General features: G+C 63.5%; 23 protein-coding genes. 13 read left to right on the top strand and 10 right to left on the bottom strand.

The window, feature by feature from the left end; all coding sequences use genetic code 11:
- Positions 1-42 precede the first annotated feature (42 nt).
- Positions 43-1,431, top strand: coding sequence for an MFS transporter (locus ACUJB0_RS29105; protein WP_444848299.1), 1,389 nt, complete (start codon positions 43-45; stop codon positions 1,429-1,431).
- Positions 1,432-1,470: 39 nt separating this feature from the next.
- Positions 1,471-2,130: a class I SAM-dependent methyltransferase gene (locus ACUJB0_RS29100; protein WP_444848298.1), complete on the top strand. Its 660-nt coding sequence runs from the start codon at positions 1,471-1,473 to the stop codon at positions 2,128-2,130.
- A gap of 1 nt (position 2,131) precedes the next feature.
- Here ACUJB0_RS29100 and ACUJB0_RS29095 read toward each other — a convergent pair whose 3' ends face one another.
- Positions 2,132-5,257, bottom strand: a complete 3,126-nt coding sequence (locus ACUJB0_RS29095) for an NAD(P)-binding protein (RefSeq protein ID WP_444848297.1) — start codon at positions 5,255-5,257, stop codon at positions 2,132-2,134.
- A 121-nt stretch (positions 5,258-5,378) separates the two neighbouring features.
- Here ACUJB0_RS29095 and ACUJB0_RS29090 point away from each other — a divergent pair, with 121 nt between their 5' ends.
- Both ACUJB0_RS29090 and ACUJB0_RS29085 read left to right on the top strand, forming a co-directional pair.
- Complete coding sequence (locus ACUJB0_RS29090) at positions 5,379-6,020, top strand: phosphohydrolase (protein ID WP_444848296.1); 642 nt, start codon at positions 5,379-5,381, stop codon at positions 6,018-6,020.
- Between the two features lie 98 nt (positions 6,021-6,118).
- Positions 6,119-6,523 carry a hypothetical protein gene (locus tag ACUJB0_RS29085; RefSeq protein WP_444848295.1) on the top strand — a complete coding sequence of 135 codons (405 nt, stop codon included), beginning with the start codon at positions 6,119-6,121 and terminating at the stop codon, positions 6,521-6,523.
- A 51-nt stretch (positions 6,524-6,574) separates the two neighbouring features.
- On the opposite strand, the gene ACUJB0_RS29080 is transcribed toward ACUJB0_RS29085, so the two are convergent.
- Together ACUJB0_RS29080 and ACUJB0_RS29075 are read right to left on the bottom strand one after the other, a co-directional pair.
- Positions 6,575-8,044 carry a pectate lyase family protein gene (locus tag ACUJB0_RS29080; protein ID WP_444848294.1) on the bottom strand — a complete coding sequence of 490 codons (1,470 nt, stop codon included), beginning with the start codon at positions 8,042-8,044 and terminating at the stop codon, positions 6,575-6,577.
- A gap of 188 nt (positions 8,045-8,232) precedes the next feature.
- Positions 8,233-8,574: a hypothetical protein gene (locus ACUJB0_RS29075; RefSeq protein ID WP_444848293.1), complete on the bottom strand. Its 342-nt coding sequence runs from the start codon at positions 8,572-8,574 to the stop codon at positions 8,233-8,235.
- A 72-nt stretch (positions 8,575-8,646) separates the two neighbouring features.
- Here ACUJB0_RS29075 and ACUJB0_RS29070 point away from each other — a divergent pair, with 72 nt between their 5' ends.
- Entirely contained in the window at positions 8,647-9,540 is an 894-nt protein-coding gene (locus ACUJB0_RS29070) for a PAS domain S-box protein (RefSeq protein WP_444848292.1), read from the top strand.
- A gap of 55 nt (positions 9,541-9,595) precedes the next feature.
- Positions 9,596-9,718 (top strand): hypothetical protein, encoded by a 123-nt coding sequence (locus ACUJB0_RS29065; RefSeq protein ID WP_444848291.1) that lies wholly within the window; start codon positions 9,596-9,598, stop codon positions 9,716-9,718.
- Positions 9,719-9,796: 78 nt separating this feature from the next.
- Here ACUJB0_RS29065 and ACUJB0_RS29060 read toward each other — a convergent pair whose 3' ends face one another.
- On the bottom strand, positions 9,797-9,988 hold the full coding sequence (locus tag ACUJB0_RS29060; protein ID WP_229213454.1) for a hypothetical protein: 192 nt from the start codon (positions 9,986-9,988) through the stop codon (positions 9,797-9,799).
- Positions 9,989-10,153: 165 nt separating this feature from the next.
- Here ACUJB0_RS29060 and ACUJB0_RS29055 point away from each other — a divergent pair, with 165 nt between their 5' ends.
- Positions 10,154-10,732, top strand: coding sequence for a chromate transporter (locus ACUJB0_RS29055; RefSeq protein ID WP_444848290.1), 579 nt, complete (start codon positions 10,154-10,156; stop codon positions 10,730-10,732).
- Positions 10,729-11,316, top strand: a complete 588-nt coding sequence (locus ACUJB0_RS29050) for a chromate transporter (protein WP_444848289.1) — start codon at positions 10,729-10,731, stop codon at positions 11,314-11,316. The genes ACUJB0_RS29055 and ACUJB0_RS29050 overlap by 4 nt, the downstream gene beginning before the upstream one ends.
- 1 nt (position 11,317) lies before the next feature.
- On the opposite strand, the gene ACUJB0_RS29045 is transcribed toward ACUJB0_RS29050, so the two are convergent.
- Positions 11,318-13,081: an amidohydrolase gene (locus ACUJB0_RS29045; protein WP_444848288.1), complete on the bottom strand. Its 1,764-nt coding sequence runs from the start codon at positions 13,079-13,081 to the stop codon at positions 11,318-11,320.
- Between the two features lie 99 nt (positions 13,082-13,180).
- Positions 13,181-13,747, bottom strand: coding sequence for a YceI family protein (locus ACUJB0_RS29040; RefSeq protein WP_161091222.1), 567 nt, complete (start codon positions 13,745-13,747; stop codon positions 13,181-13,183).
- A 388-nt stretch (positions 13,748-14,135) separates the two neighbouring features.
- On the opposite strand from ACUJB0_RS29040, the gene ACUJB0_RS29035 reads away from it, so the two are divergent.
- Genes ACUJB0_RS29035 through ACUJB0_RS29025 form a run of 3 tightly spaced genes read left to right on the top strand, consistent with a single transcriptional unit; the run spans position 14,136 to position 16,490 of the window.
- Positions 14,136-14,957, top strand: coding sequence for a methionine ABC transporter ATP-binding protein (locus ACUJB0_RS29035; protein ID WP_444848287.1), 822 nt, complete (start codon positions 14,136-14,138; stop codon positions 14,955-14,957).
- Positions 14,950-15,630 carry a methionine ABC transporter permease gene (locus ACUJB0_RS29030; protein WP_444848286.1) on the top strand — a complete coding sequence of 227 codons (681 nt, stop codon included), beginning with the start codon at positions 14,950-14,952 and terminating at the stop codon, positions 15,628-15,630. The genes ACUJB0_RS29035 and ACUJB0_RS29030 overlap by 8 nt, the downstream gene beginning before the upstream one ends.
- 14 nt (positions 15,631-15,644) lie before the next feature.
- Positions 15,645-16,490, top strand: a complete 846-nt coding sequence (locus ACUJB0_RS29025) for a MetQ/NlpA family ABC transporter substrate-binding protein (protein ID WP_444848285.1) — start codon at positions 15,645-15,647, stop codon at positions 16,488-16,490.
- A 5-nt stretch (positions 16,491-16,495) separates the two neighbouring features.
- Here ACUJB0_RS29025 and yghU read toward each other — a convergent pair whose 3' ends face one another.
- The 3 genes from yghU to epsC are packed head-to-tail and all read right to left on the bottom strand — an operon-like array spanning position 16,496 to position 18,850.
- Complete coding sequence (gene yghU, locus ACUJB0_RS29020) at positions 16,496-17,338, bottom strand: glutathione-dependent disulfide-bond oxidoreductase (protein ID WP_444848284.1); 843 nt, start codon at positions 17,336-17,338, stop codon at positions 16,496-16,498.
- Positions 17,339-17,896 carry a GNAT family N-acetyltransferase gene (locus ACUJB0_RS29015; RefSeq protein WP_444848283.1) on the bottom strand — a complete coding sequence of 186 codons (558 nt, stop codon included), beginning with the start codon at positions 17,894-17,896 and terminating at the stop codon, positions 17,339-17,341.
- Between the two features lie 30 nt (positions 17,897-17,926).
- On the bottom strand, positions 17,927-18,850 hold the full coding sequence (epsC, locus tag ACUJB0_RS29010; protein ID WP_444848282.1) for a serine O-acetyltransferase EpsC: 924 nt from the start codon (positions 18,848-18,850) through the stop codon (positions 17,927-17,929).
- Positions 18,851-18,964: 114 nt separating this feature from the next.
- Here epsC and ACUJB0_RS29005 point away from each other — a divergent pair, with 114 nt between their 5' ends.
- A complete protein-coding gene (locus ACUJB0_RS29005) occupies positions 18,965-20,146 on the top strand; it encodes a multidrug effflux MFS transporter (RefSeq protein WP_444848281.1) in 1,182 nt (393 codons plus the stop codon).
- Positions 20,147-20,156: 10 nt separating this feature from the next.
- On the opposite strand, the gene ACUJB0_RS29000 is transcribed toward ACUJB0_RS29005, so the two are convergent.
- Positions 20,157-20,426 (bottom strand): hypothetical protein, encoded by a 270-nt coding sequence (locus tag ACUJB0_RS29000; protein WP_444848280.1) that lies wholly within the window; start codon positions 20,424-20,426, stop codon positions 20,157-20,159.
- 74 nt (positions 20,427-20,500) lie between these two features.
- On the opposite strand from ACUJB0_RS29000, the gene pdxR reads away from it, so the two are divergent.
- Entirely contained in the window at positions 20,501-21,934 is a 1,434-nt protein-coding gene (gene pdxR / locus ACUJB0_RS28995; protein ID WP_444848279.1) for a MocR-like pyridoxine biosynthesis transcription factor PdxR, read from the top strand.
- Positions 21,935-21,974 lie beyond the last annotated feature (40 nt).

Genomic DNA, 21,974 nt, shown 5'->3' with positions numbered 1-21,974 from the left:
GCCACAATGACGGGCCTTACATCTCATCCACAGGAATCGTTCATGTCTGCTACGCTCAGCGCCGACGCCACCTTGGCCGCGCGCGATGGCCTGCCGCCCGACGCGCGGCGCTGGGCCATGCTGTCGGTCGCCATCGGCGTCAGCATGGCCTCGCTGGACACGGCCATCGCCAACACCGCCCTGCCCGCGATGGCCGCCCAGCTGCACGCCACGCCGGCCGCCTCGGTCTGGATCGTCAACGTTTACCAGCTGGCCATGGTCGCCACTTTGCTGCCGTTCGCCTCGCTGGGCGAGGTGGCCGGCTACCGGCGCGTGTGCCTGTTCGGGCTCGCGCTGTTCACCGCCTCCTCGCTGGCCTGCGCGCTGGCCTGGTCGCTGCCCTCGCTGGTCGCCGCGCGGCTGATGCAGGGCGTGGGTGGCGCGGCCTTAATGAGCGTGAACACCGCCATGCTGCGGGCGATCTTCCCCACCAAGCTGCTGGGGCGCGGCTACGGCTACAACTCGCTGGTGGTCGGCATCTCGTTCGCGGTCGGGCCGACGGTGGCCTCGCTGATCCTGGCGGCGGCATCCTGGCCCTGGCTGTTCGCGGTCAACGTGCCACTGGGGCTGTTCGCCATCCTGCTCGGCCGCCGCGCGCTGCCGCATACGCCGCGCGCCGCGCACAAGATCGACCTCACGACGGCGGTCTACAACGCCTTCGCCTTCGGCCTGCTGATCCTTACCTTCGGTGACGCCGCCCACCAGGCAAGCTGGCGCAGGCTGCTGCCGGAAGCCGCCGCCACACTAGTTTTCTTCGCGCTGCTGCTGCGGCGGCAGCGCGGCCACACGGCGCCGATGCTGCCGGTCGACCTGTTCCGCCGTCCGCTGTTCGCGCTGTCCGCGCTGACTGCCGCCTGCACCTTCGCCGCGCAAAGCATGGCCTTCGTCTCGCTGCCATTTTATTTTGAATCCACGCTGGGCCGCTCGCCGATCGAGACCGGCTTCCTGATGACGCCATGGGCGGCGCTGGTGGCGGTGATGGCGCCCATCGCCGGCCGCCTGAGCGACCGTTACGCGCCCGGCGCCTTGGGCGGCATCGGCCTGGTGATGCTGTCTTCCGGCCTGGTGGCCCTGCTGCTGATGCCGGCGCAGCCGTCGGTGCTGGACATCTGCTGGCGCATGGCCTGGTGCGGCATCGGCTTCGGCTTCTTCCAGGCGCCCAACCTGAAAGCCATCATGGGCAGCGCGCCGCCCGAGCGCGCGGGCGGCGCCAGCGGCATCGTCGCCACCGCCCGGCTGACCGGCCAAGCCACCGGCGCGGCGCTGGTGGCCTACTGCTTCATGCTCTCGACTTCGCACGGCACCCGCTACGCACTGGCGCTGGCCGCGACGTTCGCCGCGGTGGCAAGCGTCGCCAGCTTCGCACGGCTAGCAGTGCGCAAGCCTGGGTGACGCTGTTACACTCGCTCCAACCAATCCAGGAGACGCCATATGTCCAACCGCACACTCAACCTCACCGATCCGCTGTACGACTACGTGCTGGCGCATTCGCTGCGCGAGCATCCTGCGCAAGCCGCGCTGCGCGACGCCACGCGCGGCCATGAACGCGCCACCATGCAGATCGCGCCCGAGCAGGGGCAGTTCATGGCCATGCTGGTCAAGCTGACCGGCGCCCGCAACACCATCGAGATCGGCGTGTTCACCGGTTACAGCGCGCTGTCGGTCGCGCTGGCGCTGCCGGCGGACGGCCGCATCCTGGCCTGCGACATCAGCGACGAGTATACCCGCATCGGCAAGCCTTTCTGGGCGCAGGCCGGCGTGACCGACAAGATCGACCTGCAGCTCGGCCCCGCGCTGGCCACGCTGGACGCGCACCTGCGGGCCGGCGAGGCGAATCACTACGACTTCGCCTTCATCGACGCGGACAAGGTCAACTACGACGGCTACTACGAACGCTGCCTGCGGCTGGTGCGTCCGGGAGGCCTGATCGTCATCGACAACACGCTGTGGAGCGGCCGCGTCGCCGAGCGCGCCGACAGCGACGACACCGCCGCGCTGCAGGCGCTCAACATCAAGCTGCACCACGACGAGCGCGTCGACCTGTCGCTGCTGCCGCTGGGCGACGGCCTGACGCTGGCGCGCAAGCGCTGACTTAGACGTCGGTCTCGCCCTCGATGACGGCCGGGTGGCCGCTCATCGCGCGCGAAGCCTGCATGCCGGCCATCACCGCCGCCTCCACGCAGCCGGCGTTCAAGCCGGTCTTGATCCAGTCGCCCGTCAGGTACAGGTTGGAGAAGCCCGATTGGTCGGTCTGCAAACGGTACTTGGTGCTGTTCACCACAGACATCACGTAGCGTTCCGACGGATCGACGTTGGCGCGCCAGTACTGGCTGTCGAAACGCGCCACGCCGGTCGCTTCGCTGCCGTCCACCAGCCATTGCCACGGGAACGCGCCGGCCGGTCCGGCTGCGGACCACAGCGACGCTATCCTCCTGCTCAACTGTTCGACCGCGCCCTCCTTCGCCTTCGCCGCCATCAGCGCCGGGAAGCCGGTCTCGCTGGCCGGCGGATAGCTCTCCACCGGCAGCGCGCTGCAGAAGTAGGACACGTTGCGCGGATTGAGCGCGGGCGGCCAGTCCTCGCGGCACAGCAGCTGGTCCATCGGTGCCCAGGTGTCGTAAGGTTCGCCGAAGCCACTCAACACCGGCTGCTGCCCGCCGGGCTGATAGTCCCAACCCATCTGTGTCAGGTCCTTGTCCAGCCAGACCTGGTAGGCCTGCGTGGCTACAGTCTGCACCTGTTCATACGTGGTATTGAGCGCCGGGCTTTGCGCCAGCAGCTGCGGGCACAAAGGCTTGAGCGAGGCGATCGAGATGCCGAACACCACTTGGTCGAAATCGACGCCACGCTTGAGCGTCAACACCGGCAGCTCCTTGTCGAACTGTTGATGATAAATCCTGGCCCAGTCGCTCCACCATGATTCCAGGTTGACGCCGTGCTCCTGCAACAGCGCGGCCTGCGCCGGATCGATCTGGCCATAGTTAGGGGTGCTGGGCCAGCAGGCCAGGCCCTTGACGTCCACCAGCGGATCGTAGTCCGCGCCCTTCAGCGCCACCTGCTTCGTCATGCGGATGCTGCCGATCTGGCGGCCGTCCGGCACCAGCTCCTCGACCTTGTGGAAGAACTTGAACTTGACGCCGCGCGCCAGCAAGGCCTGGTACAGCGGCGTGAACACCGTGTCGCCCATCCCCGCCTGCATCTTGAACATGATGCCGCCCTTGTAGGCCAGACCGATGCGGGCCATCGCGCGCAGCAGCGTGCCGGCTTCGATATTCGGCTTGCCGAAATCGCCGCCTTCGTAGGCGAACACCAGGTCGTAGAAGCCGCGCACCGGCGCCGAGTCCACGCACAGTTCCTCGTCGCCGCCGTGGTTGCGCAGCCACTGACGGAAATCGACATCGTTGATGACGTCGAAGCCGTTGCGGATCACGCCGTCCTCGAACACGCCCTTCATCACCGTCACGCCGAGGTCCACGCAGATGAACAGGCGGCGGATGTCGTCGTTGGTGTCGCTGTCGGCTTGGTCGATCAACTTGCGATAGCGCGCATGCAGCCGTTGGCGCACGCCCACCAGCGCGCCGGCCAGCGCCAGATGCTCGCCCGCCGTGTGCTGCGCCACATCGGCCGACATGTTGACCACCATGCCGTACAAGGCGCTGCCCAACAGCGACATGTCCTCCAATAGTTCATGCGCCGACGACGTCACGCCTTCGGCCAGGTGATACAGCCAGTCCGGCAGCACGCCGGTGTGGGGTGGGTGCGGAGGCAGTTCCAGTTCGCGGGTCAGCTTGTCCAGGCTCTTGATCCATTGTTCGATCCAGCCGACCATGGCGACCGCCAGCTGCCACAAGGTGATCTGCTCATTGCCCTCGCCCGGTTCGCCCGGCAGCGTCGGGAAAACGATGGACCAGTTGCGCCACTGATCGCCGACCTGCTCCGACAGCGCCACGTAATCGTGCTGCTTGAAGGCGTCGCGCCAGGTCGCCAGCGGCGCGCCGGCCGGGCGGTCAAGGCTGGCGTATGCGGCCTTGATCATCTTGAACGCGTTGGAATAGAAGCCGAACCAGATGTGCAGGCCGTGTTCCTCGATGCGCTGGCCGTATTGCGCATTGCGTCCGCTGGCGCCCTTGCCGCCCAGGCGCCAGCCCTGCTGGTAGACGGTGATCTCGTAGTTGTTTTGCCAGCCCGGCTGGTCGCTCAGGTAGTAGGCCGCCGTCATCGAGCCGACGCCGCCGCCGAGGATGGCGATCTTCTGCGGCGCGATGGAGGAATTGTCGACCAGCTCCTCGCCCGGCTGCGCGGTGAAATCGAAATTCAGGTTGTACGGCAGGATGGCCGCTTGCGGCCCCAGTTGCAGGCCGAGCGTCTCGTTGAGCGGGAAGCTGTCGAAGGCGTGCAGCACGCACTGGTATTCGTAGCCCAGCAGTTTGCCGCTGTGGATCTTGTCGATGGTGGCCGGCGCCGCCAGGACGGCCTGGTACACGGCCTTCAGGCCGGCGCTGTCCGGGAACTGCTTGAGGAAGACCTGGTCGATGCGCGGATTGCGCAGCAGCGAGATGATATCGTCCCATCCCGCCACGTCCAGGTTGAAAAAATCGGGGATGGACAGGAACAGTTCTATCGCCTGCTCGATCAAATCCAGCACGCTGGTGATGGGCTTCTCGATGCCGGTCTTGCGCGTCGCCGTCACATCCAGCAGCGGATGCATGGCGATTTTGGTCTCGGGCGAAAACACCTGGAAGCCCTTGGCCGCGACGGAGCAGCGCAGCGGCTCGGCGTCCGCCGCCGGGATCTCGTATTCGCACAGGTACTTGGGATAGCCGAACAGCTCACGGCCGTTAATCAGCGCCATCGCGTCGTCGACGAAGATGTGCGCGGGGTAGTAGTAGATGTGGGCCAGCTTGCCCTCGTCGTCCATGGCGCCAACCATGATCCAGGTGACGATGTCGATCTCCGTGATCCAGCCCTTGGCATGGTCGACCGGGGCCGCCGAATCGGCGTGGTTGACGCGCGTGAACGTCAGCAGCACATACGGCGAGATCGCATTGAAGCGCATGCGCTGGCCGGCCACCTGATTCAGGGTGTCGTCCAGCGTGGCCTGGAGCTTGGCCAGGTCGCCCTTGACGAAAAAGCCGTACATCTCGGAGTTCTTCAATTGCAGCGGCGAGTGCATCATCACCGAGCCGCCCTGGTAGATATATGAAGGTCTGGTCGCCATGAGTTCATCCATCACGAAGTCAAGATCCGTCCAGTGTATTGCAAATCCGCCACTGCTTACCAAAAAATAATTGTTGGCTTGGGTGTAGGATGTAGCCTGAACCACAGATCAGGAAAGCCGCATGAGCCGCAATCGTCAGGAAGACCGCGCGTGGGTGCGCATGCCGTCGGAGCGCCGGCTGGACCTGCTCGATCCCACGCCGTTCGACTGGGAAGACAGCGACCTTGCGCTTGGCCTGGCGCGCACCTATCGCTGGGGCGGACATTCGGCGTGGCCGCTGCCGCTGTCGGTGGCCCAGCATTCGCTGACGGTGATGCACTTGCGCGCGGCGGCCTGCAAGGCGGTCGGGCTGGAGCTGCCGCCGCTGGCGGCGCTGCGCGAACTGCTGCACGACGCGGAGGAAGGTTTGCTGGGTTTCGATTGCGTCTCGCCGCTCAAGCCCTTCCTGGGCGAAGGCTTCAAGGCGTTGACGGTGCGGCTGGAAAGCGCGGTGTTCCTACGCTACGGCCTGCAGCGCTGGACGCCGAAAGAGCACGCGGCCCACAAGATGGCGGACCGGCTGGCGGCGGCCAGCGAGGCGGTGCACGTGGTGGGCTGGTCGGCGAAGGAAGTGCTGCACACGCTGAAGATCACCGTGCCGCCGCTGAACGACGATCCACTGCAGGCGATCTACGGCGGCACCGCCTGGGAGCCATGGGCGCCGGCCATCGCCAGCGAACGCTTCCTGGCGGAGCTTGACCGGCTGAAGACCCTCAGTGCTTAGCAAGCGCACTGTAAAACCGCGGCACTGCACTTTTAGCGCATAGGCAATCGCGGTGTGGATGGGTACACTGGTGCTTCAAGCTAACTCAGGAGAATCTTATGGCTTTACCGGACAACGAACTGGCCAACAACGCCAAGCTGACGGCGCTGGCGCGCGCGCTGCGCGACCTGCACAAGCAGCTGATTCATGTGGAGACGCAGTATTTTGGCGCGGTCGGCAGTCCGCTGGAGCATTTGCAGCTGGTGGCCAACCATCCGCATTTCGCCTGGCTGCAAAAGCTGTCCGGCCTGATGACGCAGATGGACGAGCGGCTCGATGAGCCGGAGCCGGTCACGGCCGCCGAAGCCGTCGCCTACCGCAAGGCGATCGAGGCGCTGATCGGCCCGTCCGAAAACGGCGACGCGGAATTCCGCGCCAGGTACAACACGCTGCTGCACGACGGCACCGAGATCGTCATGGCGCATGGGGCTGTGCGCAAGCTGCTGGCCGGGATCACCGGCTGAGGAAATCCCGGCAACCGCCGGCCCTGAAATGCATCAAGGCCGGCGACTGGCTTACTTCACGGTGATCTTGCCTGTCCCTGCATTGCTCAAGACCGAGGCCTTGACCGCCGCCGCGTTCAGCAAGGGTGCGGTGTAAGGCAAGGTCCAGCCCACCGCGCTACTGAAACTGCAGGCGCTGGCGGCATTCAGCGGATTTCCGTTCAGCAGAGAACCGACATCGGTGGCCGCGCCGGTCTTGCTCGACGATCCCGGGTTGGTCATGATGTTGGTGCAGCTGGAGGCGCCGGCGATGTCGAAGGCATTGTTCTGCGAGATGATCTTCGCCTTGTAGGCCACGCCGATGCTGTACTGGTGCGGATATACCGGGTGCGAACGCGATCCCTCAAAGTAGTTGTTGTAGATGTGGACTTTGCCGAAACGTACGCGCGGCGCGCGCTCCGCCACGTTCAGGAAGTGGTTGTTGTTGAAGGTGACCGTCAAATGGCCGTCGTCGCTGGTCTTCGAGTCCGACGAGCCGATCAGGTTGTTCTTCTCGTGAAGCTCGAAGCGGTTGTTGGAGACCGTCACGTAGTCCGAGCCATTCTTGACGTCCAGCGCGCCATCGTGGCACTCCTTGATCTTGCCGTTTTCGATCGGCAGCTGGTCATCGGTCTTTGGCGCGTCGGTGAAGACGTTGTGGTCGACCCATACGTTCTTCGAGGCCAGGATGGTCACGCCGTCATATTCGGAATTCCAGTTGCCGGTGCTGCCGTCGTTCGGATCCCAGACCGGCGCGATGTCGCACGGATTGACGATGTTGATGTTGCGGACGATGACGTTCTGTTTGCCATTGATGACGATGTTGGCGTTGACCAGCTTGGTATCTCCGCCCATGCCGATCAGCGTCGTGTTGCTGCCCAGTTTGATCTGCAGCCGCGCTGCCTGGTCGGTGGTGCTGGTGTACGGGCCGCCATTGTCCGCCGACGTCGGATCGATGGTGCCGTACAGTTTGATGATCTTCGGATTGTCGCCCTGGGCCGAGATGGCGGCCATCAATTGCGATGCCGAGTTCACTTTGTAGATGGCCGTGGCGGGCGCCGCCGCGCCACCGGTGGTACCGCCGTTCTGGCCTGCCCAGCCGGTGCTCGGCGCGGCTTCGAAGGTTGCGTCGGCTGGGGTTGGCGTCGGCGTTGGCGTTGGCGTTGGGGTGGGTGTCGGCGTTGGAGTTGGAGTCGGCGTTGGAGTTGGAGTCGGCGTCGGCGTTGGCGTCGGCGTGGACAGCGGGCCAACCGCGCACTTCTTGGCCAGGCCAGGATACGGATCGCTGCCGAAAGTGGCTGCGGCACAAAGAATGTCACCGGAAAGGGTCGCGATCACCCATTTGTCCTTGATGCCATACGACACCAGCCTGCTGCTTGCGCCCGCCTTGCAGGTTCCGCCCTCGTCCGCACATTTCGAATATCCGCTTGGCCAGTCGGCCGCGAAAGCCTGGCTGCCACATAACAAAGCCACGGCGCCAAAGATGATGGTTTTTTTTGTCATCACAACTATTCTCCTCAGGTATGTTATTGATTTATTCAAGCTCCAACACGCCGCGGTAGGCGACCCGAAAACGACAGTCATCGTACAACGACGAGCAGTCATCATACGACTAAAGGCGTAAAAAGCGAGAAATGTTGCGAAATAATGTCAATCAAACCAACAAAACCCGTAAAATAGCCCCATTGAGATCATATCTCTTGCTGCATGGAATTATCTGAGGCTACCAAGTGGCCAGCCTGACGCGATCCCTGAGGAAAAGCCGATAAGCCGACGTATTTAAAGCGCTTTTTCCAGATATCCACACCAACTGTGGATAAGGTTGTGAATAACCGCCACTTGACAGCCGAGAACGCCTTTAACGGCGCGGGTTTTAATAAAATGCCTAATCCACAGGCATTATTTTTACCCAATAAAATCAGATACTTACGTCGGCGAAGATTCAGGCGCCAAGCGCTTTCCGGCGCGCTTGAAAAATATTTTTTTGTGCATAAGTAGGTATGGCGCGCACGCGCCGGGGAATCCTTTGACAAAAGTGCTGGCAAGGAATAGTGTCACTGTGAAGGTCCGCAATTTCCTTCTTCGACCTCTCGCGGGATTGACGCATGAACCAGAATGACGACACCGATTGGATGATAGAGGATGAAGCACCGCCGGCAAGCCAGCCCCAGGCAGGCAAACCCGGAACCGCGCCAGCGCCCTGGCGGGTACTGATCGTCGATGACGACGTCGATGTCCATGTGGTCACCAAATTCTCATTGAGCAACGTCTGCTTCCAGGGCCGGCGGCTGAGCTTCCTGCATGCCTACAGCGGCGAGGAAGCGCTGACCACGCTGCGCACCACGCCCGACATCGCGCTGGTGCTGCTGGACGTGATCATGGAAACCAGCGACGCCGGCCTGAATGTGGCCCGCCACATCCGCGACACCCTGCACAACAACCTGGTACGCATCGTGCTGCGCACCGGCCAGCCGGGACAGGCGCTGGAACACAGCATCATCCTCGACTACGACATCAACGATTTCTGGTGCAAGACAGACTTGACCACGCGCAAGCTGTTCACCACGGTGATCTCGTCGCTGCGGGCCTATTCCGGGCTGGAGCAGGCGCACCGGCAAGCGCAGGCGCTGCAACAGGAGCTGGACCAGGCCAGGGCTTTGCTTGCGGCGGTGGACCAGCATGCGGCGATCGTCACGCTGGACGAGCGCGGCAAGATCGTCACGGTCAACGATAAATTCTGCGCCGTGTTCCAGTACAGCCGCGAGGAATTGCAGGGCGCGGACCCGCGCCTGCTGCACGCGCCGCCCTACCCGCCGGACCAGTTGAGCGACGCCCTGCAAGCGTTGAAGGATGGCGAAGCGTGGACCGACGTGGTCAGCGCCTGGCGCCGCGATGGCCAGGAGGTGCGGCTGCGCGTCACCGTGACAGCCAGCGCCGAGTTGCCGCGCCGCTACATTGTTGTCGCCAGCGTCCTGCAGGCGCTCAAAAAACCGCTGTAAGTAGCGGATTGTTATAGCACTTTTGGGGATATCCACAGACGCTGTGGATATCTGTGTGGATATCACCCTCTTGACACCGCAGGGAGGCTTTACCTATGCGGTTTTCAACAAACTGCCCATCCAAAAGGCAATTTTAAACCCCTTACAAATCAATGACTTGGAAGCCTTCGCATTGTGACAAGAAATCATTTTGAAAAAAAATCTTGTCAACATGGTTTGTGTATAAGTAAACCAGAAACCAGTCTGCGCGGAGGCCTCAATGCGGGGCTTTTCGGCGCTGTTCGGGGTGTAATAGCACCCGTTCGATCACGCGTGGATCCACGTTATGGGATTTCATGTATTCGATCGCGCAGACCGTATTGAAGCTGGACTGCACTTGGATGCCGCGATTGACTGCGGCACTGCATTGCTCGTCACTGCGTTGCTGTAAAAGCGAAACGTTCATCATGATCCTTAGCAAAAGTTGGTGGCGGGGACTCTGATCTGCGTCATGCCTAGGGAGTATGGCCGACAGTGGACCAAAGTCAATGTCAGCTTCCTATCAATCCTGCATTAATATTCATCCCGCTGCGGGGCTAATGGACAGGCGGCAATACCGGCGCGATAATAAGGCATGCCTATCGACCCGCCACGCGCCCGCCCCAGCTCGCTATTTGATCTATTCACCTCTTTCACCGTCCTGGCGCTGCAGGGATTCGGCGGCGTGCTGGCCGTCGTGCAACGCGAACTGGTGGAACGCAAGCGCTGGCTGACGCAGGAGGAATTCGTCGAGGAATGGGCGGTCGCCCAGATCATGCCCGGCCCCAACGTGGTCAACCTGGCGCTGATGATCGGCAGCCGCTACTACGGCTTGCGCGGGGGCATGGTCGCCTTGGCCGGTATGCTCACGCTGCCGCTGCTGCTGGTGCTGGGACTGGCCATGCTGCACTCCCATTTTGCCAACCATCCCGGTGTGACCGGCGCGCTGCGCGGCATGGCGGCGGTGTCGGCCGGCATGATCGCCGCCACCGGCCTCAAGCTCGCGTCCGCGCTCGGCAGGCATCCGCTACCGCAGTGGCTGAACGCCGCCATTGCGCTGCTGTGCGTGGTGTTCGTGGTGGCGCTGCATTTGCCGCTGGCCTACACCCTGCTGATCCTGGGCAGCGTCGGCGTCACCCTCACCTATCGAAAAATGAAGGGACGCCAGCCATGAACGACGCGCCATTGCACCTGGTGCTGAGCCTGGCCGACTGGGTCAACCTGTTCGCGCACTACATGTTGCTGTCGCTGATGTCGATCGGCGGCGCGATCTCCACCACTTCTGAAATGCACCGCTTCCTGGTCGAAGAGCACCACTGGCTGACGCAATCCCAGTTCAACGATTCGATCGCCATCGCCCAGGCGGCGCCGGGGCCGAATGTGCTGTTCGTGGCCTTGATGGGCTGGAACGTCGGCCTGAACGCGGGCAGCTACGCGGCGGCGCTGGCCGGCGTGCTGGTGACGATGGTGGGAATTATGTTGCCGAGCACTACGCTGACCTACCTGGCGGCACGCTGGGGCCATCAGAACCGGGACCTGCTGGGCGTGCGCGCCTTCAAGCAGGGCATGGCGCCGGTGGTGGTGGGATTGATGGTGTCGGTGGGGATCATCCTCGGCAGCGCCCACCGCGACTGGACCACCGACTGGCCCTTGTGGACGCTGTCGGTGGCTGCCGGCCTGGTGATCTGGCGCACCCGCATCCACCTGCTGTGGCTGCTGGCAGGCGGTGCGGTGCTGGGCTGGTTCCAGCTGGTGTGACTTACTTGTTCTGGTAGCCGCCGTAGTATTTCACAGGGCTCCAGTCCGGCTGCACTTCAGGCAAGGCCGGCGCGTACTGCTTGAACTCCTGCGCCGCGTACACCACCTTGCCGTTGACGATGGTCAGGCTGCTTTCCAGGTTCTTGATCTGCTCGGCCGCCATCGAGAAATAATCCTGCGGCAGGATCACCAGATCGGCGTAATGGCCGGCGGCCAGCGTGCCCTTGAGTTTTTCCTCGCCGCTCATCCATGCGCTGCCCTGGGTCATCAGCTTGAGCGCCTGGTAGCGGCTCAGCACATCCTTGGGCTGCCACACGCGCAGGCCGCCCGCGGTCTTGCCCGTCACCGCCCAGTAGATCGACGGCCATGGAGCGTAGCTGCTGACGCGCGTGCCGTCCGTGCCCAGGCCGACCGGGATCTTCATCTCCAGCATTTTTTTAATCGGTGGCATCTGGCGGGTCTGCTCGCCATACTGCTTCCAATACAGCTCGCCCTGGAAGTACATGCGGTTTTGCACCGCGATGCCGCCGCCCAGCGCCTTCACGCGGGTCAGCTGCTTGTCGCTGATGGTCTCGGCGTGGTCGAAGAACCAGCGCAGGCCGTTCAGCGGCGTATCCTTGTTGACCTTTTCGATGACGGCCAGATCGCGGTCTATGCTCTCGTCGTAGGTGGCGTGGATGCGGAACGGCCAGCGGTTCTTGATCAGCAGGCGCAGCACCGGCTCCAGTTCGCTCTCCATCTGCCGCGGCATGTCCGGGCGCGGCTCCAAGAAGTTCTCGAAGTCGGCCGCGCTCCACACCAGGTTCTCGCCGCCGCCCTCGGTGTTGTAGCCGTTGGCGTAGAACAGGTGGTCGTTGTGGTCAGGCTTGGTCATGGTCAGCCAGCGCTGATAGTCCTCCAGCTCCTTGCCCGGTTTCTGCGCGAACAGGTAGTAGGAGGTGCGCACGGTCAGCTTGCCGCTCTTGGCCAGCTCCAGGCTGACCGCGTAATCGTCGGGATAGGCTTGCCCGCCGCCGCCGGCGTCGATGGCGCTGGTCAGGCCCAAGCGGTTCAGCTCGGTGTAGTACTGCTGGGTGGAATTGAGCTGCTGCTCGCGCGGCAGCACATTGGTCTTGCCCAGCGTGGTGTACAAGATCATCGCGTTCGGCTTGGCGATCAGCAGGCCGGTCGGCTTGCCGTCCGCACCCAGCTCGACCACGCCGTCCTTGAATTTGGTGTCGGCGTTGTAGCCCAGCGTGGCGATGCCCTTCTGGTTCAGGAAGCCCAGGCCGTAAAGGTACAGGATGAACACCGGCTTGTCCGGCACCGCTTCATTGATTTCGGCCAGCGTCGGCAGGCGCTTTTCCTCGAACTGGAATTCGTTCCAGCCGCCGACCACCTTAATCCACGCGCCGTCCGGCGTGCGCGCGGCCTGCTCCTTGAGCATTTGCAGCGCCTTCTTCAGCGAGGTCACGCCGTCCCAGCGCAGCTCGGCGTTGTAGTTCAAGCCTTCGCGGATGATGTGCAGATGGGAGTCGTTGAGGCCGGGGATGACGGTCTTGCCGCCGGCGTCGATCAGCTGGGTGTTGGCCGCCTTGAGTTTCAGGATCTTGGCGTTGCTGCCGACGGCCTGGATCTTGCCGTCCTTGATGGCGAGGGCTTGCGCGAAGGTGCCCTCCCTGGTCATCGTGGCGATCTTGCCGTTGCTGATGATGAGGTCTGGTGCGGCCTGCGCCACACCGGCGCAAGCCAGTGCGGCCGCGACCGCGAGCTGGTTCAATGTCATGCTGCTGCTCCTAAAAATAAACGGGCCGGCGCGGTACCAGGTCGTAGTACCGCGCCAGCCCACATCAGAAGCTAATGAATTGAGCCAGGCTCAGTTCGATTAGTCCTTGATGGATTCGACTGCGAAAGTCAGGGTTACGTCGTCGCCGACGTAAGGTGCGTATTTACCGGCGTTGAATTCGGTACGCTTGATGGTGGCGGTGGCGTTGGCGCCGCAAGCCAGTTTCTTCAGCATCGGGTGATCCATGCACTGCATGTGGGTCACGGTCAGCTTGACTGGCTTGGTCACGCCCTTGATCGTCAGGTTGCCGTCGATCGACGCCACTTTGTCGCCGTCAAAGTTGAACTTGGTCGACTTGTAGGTGATGGTCGGGAACTTGGCGGTGTCCAGGAAATCCTCGCCCTGAATGTGGCCGTCGAACAGTTTCGATCCGGTGTCCACCGATTTGGTATCGATCGTGGCTTCAACCGAGCCGGTCTTGGCGACGCGGTCCAGCACGATCTTGGCGGTCGTGTTGTTGAAGCGGCTTTGCTGGGTCGAGTAGCCGAAGTGGCTGTACTCGAAGCGGGCAAAGGTGTGGTTGGCGTCGGAGGTGAAGCTTTCCGGCGCGGCAAAGGCGGACAACGAGATACCAGCGGCAACCAGCAGGGCGAAGATTTTTTTCATTAGTGGGACTCCAGAATGTGGGAACAAGGGTTAAGAACTCGACCGGACCTATGCCAGCGCCTGGTGCATGTCTTCGAGTGAAGCGATTATGCTCGTCACATCTAAAGTTGTAAAACGAAAAATTTACCGCGTTACTATCGATAAAATCGATCATAAATCCGGCGACTCATGTGGGAATGATAACGCGGCAGGCATCAAACGAGGATCTGCCTTAAGGCCGGTGATAGCACTACCCGGCGGGGGAATGCAGCCCGGAAAGGCTGCGGACGCCCCTCCTTTATAATTTCCAGGCATATAGAAAGCGGAATAACTTCGTTTGCCGCATGAGCCGCAGGTGCGATACTGCGCGCACCGGAACCTTACAACCGGCACCAACCGCTTATTCCTGATGACTACACCTCTGATCCGCATCGATCATGCGAGTAAAACCTTTGCGCTGCCTGATGGTGGCGCGTTCCACGCGGTACGCGACGTTTCCCTGGAAGTGAATGCCGGCGATATCTTCGGCCTGATCGGCAAGAGCGGCGCCGGCAAGTCGACCTTGCTGCGCCTGTTTAACCTGCTGGAGCGGCCGGACAGCGGCCGCGTGTTTGTCGACGGCCGCGAATTGACCGCGCTGTCCAAGCGCGAGCTGCGCGATGCGCGCAGCAATATCGGCATGATTTTCCAGCAGTTCAACCTGCTGCAAAACGCCACCGTGTTCGACAACGTCGCCTTCCCGCTGCGCATCCACGGCGGCCACACGCCGGCGCAGATCACGGCCCGCGTCAATGAGTGCCTGGAGCTGGTGGAGTTGAGCGGCAAGGCCGCCAATTATCCGGCGCAGCTGTCCGGTGGCCAGAAGCAGCGCGTCGCCATCGCCCGCGCACTGGCCAGCGGACCAGCCGTCATGCTGTGCGACGAACCCACCTCCGCGCTGGACGCGGAGACCACGCGCGCGCTGCTCGCCACGCTGCGCGACATCAACCGCCGCCTGAACGTCACCATCGTCATCGTCAGCCACGAGTTGTCGGTGCTGGGAGAGATCTGCAACCGCGTGGCCGTCATCGAGGACGGCGCGATCGCCGAGCAATTCGCGCTGGACGACGCCGCAATCCTGGCCGAACCGCGCAAGACCGCGCTGGGTCGCGAACTGGCGCAGCACGGCGCCGCCAGCGCGCTGGCCGCCAACACCGCCAACACTATCGGCACGGAGGCCGCCTATGTCTGAATATCTCGCCTCGCTCGACGCCATCATCGCCATGCTGCCGGAGATGTGGACCGCCCTCGGGCAAACGCTGACCATGCTCGGCATCGGCCTGACCGCCGCGGTGCTGATCGGCGGCCCGCTCGGCGTCCTGCTGTTCCTGGTGGCGGACGGCCAGTCGCTGCAAAACCGCCCGATCGCATTGGTGCTCGGCTGGCTGGTGAACGTGGTGCGCTCCTTCCCGTTCATCATTCTGCTGGTGGCGCTGGTGCCGTTCACGCGCATCATCGCCGGCACCTCGATCGGCCCGCTAGCCGCCGCCGTGCCGCTGTCCTTCGCCGCCGTGCCCTACTTCGCCCGCATGGTCGAGCAGAACCTGCGTGAAGTGCCGCGCGGCGTGATCGAAGCCGCCCACGCCATGGGCGCGTCGGAACTGCAGATCGTATTGCGCGTGCTGCTGGTGGAGGCCCGCTCCGGCCTGGTGCTGGCGCTGACCGTGCTGTCGATCAGCTTCCTGTCCTATTCCGCCGTGGCCGGCGTGGTGGGCGGCGGCGGCATCGGCGACCTCGCCATCCGCTACGGCTACTACCGCTTCGAGACCGACATCATGGTCGCCACCGTCGCCATCCTGATCGCCATGGTGCAGCTGATCCAGTTCACCGGCAACCGCATCGCCAAACGCCTAGACAAACGCTAATCAAAGGAACACTTATGAACGCACCTCGCCGCAACCTGCTGCTCGCCGCACTGACCATCGCCCTCGGCATCGCCGCGCCCTCCTACGCCAAGGATCCGAAAGAACTGGTGATCGGCACCAGCTCCGGCCCGTATGCGGACCAGATCAAACTGGGCATCAAGCCTATTCTGGAAAAGCAGGGATACAAGGTGAAGCTGGTGGAGTTCAACGACTACATCCAGCCGAACTTCGCGCTGGCCGAGGGTTCGCTGGACGCCAACGTGTTCCAGCACATCGTCTACCTGAACGAGTTCGCGGCCAAGAACAAACTGGCGCTGGCCGACCTGGTGAAGATCCCGACCGCGCCGATCGCCATCTACAGCAAGAAGCACAAGACGCTGGCCGAGGCGAAGGAAGGCACCAGCGTAGCGATGCCGAACGATCCGACCAACCAGGCGCGCGCGCTGGTGATGCTGGATCAACTGGGCTGGATCAAGCTGCGCGAGAAGTTCGATCCGGTGAAGGCATCGGAGAAGGACATCGCCGTCAACGTCAAGAAGGTCAAGCTGATCGCGCTGGAGGCGGCGCAGCTGCCGCGCTCCCTGCAGGACACCGACTACTCTTTCGTCAACGGGAACTACGCGCTGGCTTCGGGCATGAAGCTGAAGGAAGCGCTGCTGACCGAGAAGATCTCGTCCAACTACATCAACCTGGTGGCGATCCGCACGGCCGACAAGGACAAGCAGTTCGCCAAGGACATCGCGGCGGCCTACCGCTCGCGCGAGTTCCTGGCTGTGACCAACAAATACTTCCCCGACTACTCCAAGACCGAAGACCAGCTGGCGCTGGAAGCCGGCGGCGCGGCCAAGCCGGGCAAGTAAGTCCCTTAGTCCAGATCGGAGGCAGCGTGCCGCTCAGGCACCTGCTCTTCCGGTTCTCCGAAGGTGCGATTGACTTTGCGTCCACGGATCACCGCTGGTCGCGCGGCGATGTCGTCGGCCCAGCGCTTGACGTTCTTGTACTCGTGCACCGACAGGAATTCCCCGGCGCCGTAAATCTTCCCGAGCACAAGAACGCCGTACCATGGCCAGATCGCCATGTCGGCGATGGTGTACTCGTCGCCCGCGACGTAGCGATGATCGGCCAGCTGGCGATCGAGCACGTCGAGCTGGCGCTTGACCTCCATCGCGTAGCGGTTGATCGGGTACTCCAGCTTTTCCGGCGCGTAGGCGTAGAAATGGCCGAAGCCTCCGCCCAGGAACGGCGCGGAACCCATCTGCCAGAACAGCCAGTTCAAGGTCTCGGTGCGCGCCGCCAGCTCCTTCGGCAGGAAGGCGCCGAACTTCTCGGCCAGGTACACCAGGATCGAGCCGGATTCGAACACGCGCAAAGGCTGGGCGCCGCTGCGGTCGACCATCGCGGGGATCTTCGAGTTGGGATTGATCCCGACGAAGCCGCTGGAGAACTGGTCGCCTTCATTGATGCGGATGAGCCATGCATCATATTCGGCGCCGGTGTGCCCTGCGGCCAGCAGCTCTTCCAGCATGATCGTCACCTTCACGCCATTCGGCGTGCCCAGTGAATAGAGCTGCAAAGGGTGCTTCCCGACCGGCAGTTCCTTCTCGTGCGTGGGGCCCGCAACCGGGCGGTTAATGCTTGCGAACGTGCCACCGGATGGCGCTTCGGCCGCCCAGACCTTCGGTGGTACATACTTCGATTGATCCGTCATTCATCTCTCCTGAAACTTGAACTCTTCACGCAGCAGGCCGAAGACATGAACGTCGACGACCGCACCGTGAAGGATTTCCGACTGCCGGAGGGTACCCTCCAGCGTAAAACCCAGGCGCTCCGCCACCCGCCGGCTGGCGAGGTTCCCAACCGCGCATTGAAGCTCGATCCGGTTTAGTCCGAGGCACCCGAAACCATATCCGATCACGGACGATACCGAAGAGGTCACGATGCCCCTTCCCTGAAAATCCTTGCCGATGAAGTAGGCCACTGCGGCGCTCTTGTTGGCGGCGTCGATGTCCTTCAGCCGCACCGCGCCGGACAAGGCACCGTCCAGGAAAATATGCCACTCCAGCATATCGCCCGCCGCAAACGCATCTTCCGCTTGCTGGAGATGCGCGGCAGCTTCTTCTTCCACCGCCAGCCCGACGACCATCGGAACAAACTTCCGGAGGTGATCGGTGTTCCGCCGGATCAGCGACGAGAGCGAGGCGGCATCGGCCTGGGCGACCGGTGCAATCCGCACGCCCCCCGGCAGGTTGAAGACTGGTGCTTCCAAATGAATACCCGTTCCCAAAGTGTGATCGATCTAATCGTTGCGCATCTGCGCTTGCGACACGCTGCTCCCGGCCGGCACGCTTTGCGTCAGCCACACATTGCCGCCGATGGTCGAGCCGGCGCCGATGGTGATGCGGCCCAGGATGGTCGCGCCGGCGTAGATTACCACGTCATCTTCAACCACGGGATGGCGCGGCACGCCCTTGATCAAGGCGCCCTGCTCGTCGGCCGGGAAGCGCTTGGCACCCAGGGTCACATGCTGGTACAGACGCACGCGCTGGCCGATGATCGCCGTCTCGCCGATCACCACACCGGTGCCGTGGTCGATGAAGAAGCTGCCGCCGATCTGCGCGCCGGGGTGGATGTCGATCCCGGTCAGCGAATGGCCGATATCCGAAATCAGCCGCGCCAGGAACGGCGACCCAAGCCGGTGCAGGCTGTGCGCCAGCCGGTAGTACAGGATGGCGATGGTGCCCGGGTAGCACAGCATGATCTCGGCCACCGACGTCGCCGCCGGATCGCCGGAGAACGCAGCCTGCACGTCGGACACCAGCAGCCCGCGGATGCCCGGCAGGCCGGCCGCGAACTCGCGCGTGATGGCGTGGGCCTGGCGCGTCAGCGCTTCCTCATCGTCGGGCGCGTCCTCCAGCGAGAACTGCAGGCCGCGCCGGACCTGCTCCGTCAGGCGGTTCAAGGTGGTGTTGAGCGTGTCGCCGACGAAGTAGTCGATGCTTTCGTCGGTCAGGTTGGGGCGCCCGTAGTGCGTCGGGAACAGCACCGCCGACAGGCCGTTGACGATGATCGTCAGCGCCTCGCGCGACGGCAGCTCGCGCACCTTGCCGTGATGGCGGATGTTGTGCGTGGCCTCGCGCGACACGCGCAGCTGCTCGATCACGCCATCCAGGTTCCAGTGCGACGGCTTGACGCCGGTTCCATCATAGGTATCGATAGTCATAGTGTCTCGAATTATAAAAACGCCGGCAGCAGGGCAAAGGAATGATTTCGCCCTTGGATATGCGATCACCGCATATCGCGTAAAATGCTCGGCTCACAGAACAATACGCCTTTCATGAATATTTTGCTGACACTGCTGCTGGCCGGCCTGAGTATGGTCGGGCCGCTGGCCATCGACACCTACCTGCCGTCGTTCCCCGCCATCGCGCTGGCCTTCGACGCCAGCCCGATGCTGATCCAGCAAACCCTGAGCATGTTCCTGTTCTGCTTCGCCTTCATGATGCTGTTCTACGGCACGCTGTCCGATTCCTTCGGCCGCCGCCCGGTGATCCTGGTGTCGCTGGTGCTGTACATCGCCGCCTCTGTCGTCGGCGCGATGGCGCAGTCCATCGGCGTGCTGCTGGCCTGCCGCATCGTGCAGGGCCTGGCGGCGGGCGCCGGCTCGGTGGTCGGCCGCGCCATCGTGCAAGACCGCTTCTCCGGCGTCGCCGCACAGAAGATCCTGTCACATATCATGATGATCTTCGGCCTGGCGCCCGCCATCGCGCCGGTGCTGGGCGGCTGGCTGCAGGTGAGTTTCGGCTGGCGTTCGATCTTTTGGTTCCTCAGCGGCTTCGGCATCCTGATGTTCATCGCCGTGCAGCGCGCGCTGCCCGAGAGCCTGGCCGTCAAGGACCGCCACCCGTTCCACCTCGGCGTCATCGCCACAAACTACTGGAAGGTGCTGTGCCACCACCACTTCCTGCTGCTGTCGATCGCGGTCGGCATGAGCTTCGCGGGCGTGGCGCTGTATATCGGCTCGGCCGCCTACTTTGTGATGAACATCCTGCACCTGCCGGAGACTGCGTTCGCATGGATGTTCGTGCCGCTGATCAGCGGCATGGTGATCGGCTCCGCGCTGTCGGGCAAGTTCGCGCACAGGTTCTCGCGCGGCGCGCAGGTGTGGATGGGCTTCGCGGTCATGATCGCCTCCGGCGTCATCAACGTGGCCTACAACAGCGCCTTCGTGGCAGCCGTGCCGTACGCGGTGCTGCCGCTGTTTATCTATTCCTTCGGCCTGGCGCTGTCGATGACGCCCCTGTCGCTGATCGCGCTGGAGTACTTCCCCAACAACAGCGGGCTGGCGGCGTCAATGCAGTCCTTCATCCAGATGCTGCTGTTTGCGCTGGTGTCCGGCCTGGTGGCGCCGCTGCTGTTCGACAGCGCGCTGAAGCTGGCCTGGGGCGTGCTCGCCAGCCTGGTCATCAGCGTGATCGCCTGGCTGCTGGCGCAGACCGGCAAGCCGGTCACGCACTAGGCCGCGAGGCTCAAGGCCAGGGTGTCGGGTTCACGTCGATGTATTGAGCGCCGCCCTGCTCCGGCTCACGGGCGTCGCCCCGCGCGCCGGCCGACGGCGGCCGGCCCGGCGCCTGCGCCGGATTGCGCAGGCCCAGTATCTCCTTACGGGTCTCGACAAAATCGGCGCTGGACAGCGGATGATCCTTGTCGGGCCAATTCTCTTCCGCCCATCGCTGCAACTCCTCGTAGCGCTGCCAAAGTTCGCTGACGAATTGGCGGCGCGCGGTTTCGTTATCCATGGTTCCTCCTGTGTGACTTGCAAGTCTATGGCAAACTGCCGGGTATTGTCTGTCAGGCGCCGCACAAACATAACATGGAACTTCACATCGTCATCGAGGGCACGAAAGATCTGAGCGGGCAGCTGTACCGCCAGCTGAGCGACTCGATCCGCAGCGGGCGCCTGGCCGACGGCCAGCAGTTGCCGCCCACCCGCCTGCTGGCCGAGCAGCTAGGCCTGTCGCGCAAGACCGTCTCCGATGTCTACACCCGCCTGACGCAGGAGCGGCTGGTGCTGGGCCAGGTCGGCAAAGGCAGCTTTGTCAGCGCGCCGGCGGAGGCCAGGCCGCGCCGCCAGGTCACCAGCAATTTGGCCAGCGCCGCCATCGTCGCCAAGTGGGACGCCATGCACGCACCGCTGCGCAACCCGTTCCCGGAAGGCCGCTCGCGCCATGAGTTCATCGGTGGCTGCATCACTCCCGGCTTGTTCCCCATCGACGAGTGGCGCCGCTGCGTGCTGCACGGCCTGCGCCAGGACGCCAAGGGCGGCGGCATGTACCATCAGGCCGAAGGCGTTGCCGAACTGCGCGCGGCCATCGCCCACCATGCTGCCTATGCGCGCGGCGTGGTCTGCACCGCCCACAATGTGGTGGTCACCAACGGCGCCCAGCAGGCGCTGGACCTGCTGGGACGCGTGCTGCTGGAGCCGGGCTGCGTGGTGGCGGTCGAGGAGCCGGGCTATCCGGCCGCGCGCATGCTGTTCGCCAGCCAGGGCGCGCAGGTGGTGGGCATCGGCGTCGACCGCGAAGGCATGCTGGTAGAGCAGATCCCGCAAGGCACGCGGCTGATCTACACCACGCCGGCCCACCAGTTCCCGCTGGGGATGCCGATGAGCGTGGCCCGGCGCGAGGCGCTGCTCGCGCGTGCGCTGGAGATCGGCGCCATCATCATCGAGGACGACTACGACAGCGAATTCCGCTACGAGGGCCGGCCCACCGATTCGCTGCAGAGCATGGACCGGCACGGCGTGGTAGCCTTCGTCGGCACCTTCTCCAAGGTGATGCTGCCGGAGCTGCGGCTCGGCTACGCGGTGCTGCCGGAGGCGGTGTTGAACGCGGCCCTCACCGTCAAGCACCTGAACGACTGGCACACCGCCACCGCCAGCCAGCACGCGCTGGCCAAGTTCATTTCGGACGGCTACCTGTCGCGCCACATCCGCCGCTGCAGCGAGATCTACGCGACGCGGCGCGAGCGCCTGCAAGCCATGTTTGCCGGGCCGCTGTCGCCGTGGTTCGAACTGGTGCCGGCCAGCGCCGGCTTCCACGTGGCGGCGCTGTGCAAAAAGCCGCTGGACCTGGACCTGCTGCGGCGGCTGGCGCGGCGCGCCGACGTCGGCCTGTATCCGCTGTCGAACTTCTACGCCTTCACGCCGCCCAAGGCTGGCCTGTTCCTCGGCTACGGCGGCATCGAGACGCTCGATATCGAAACCGCGCTGCTGCGCGTGCGCGACATTCTGCAACAAATGGAGTAAAGCTTCGCGAGGATGTAAAATGGTGAATTGACCTGCAACA

The organism is Duganella caerulea (assembly GCF_040362985.1).
GTDB lineage: Bacteria > Pseudomonadota > Gammaproteobacteria > Burkholderiales > Burkholderiaceae_D > Rugamonas > Rugamonas vulcania.
The sequence above is the reverse complement of the archived record's forward strand: the minus strand, read 5'-3'. Positions and strand labels throughout refer to the sequence as shown.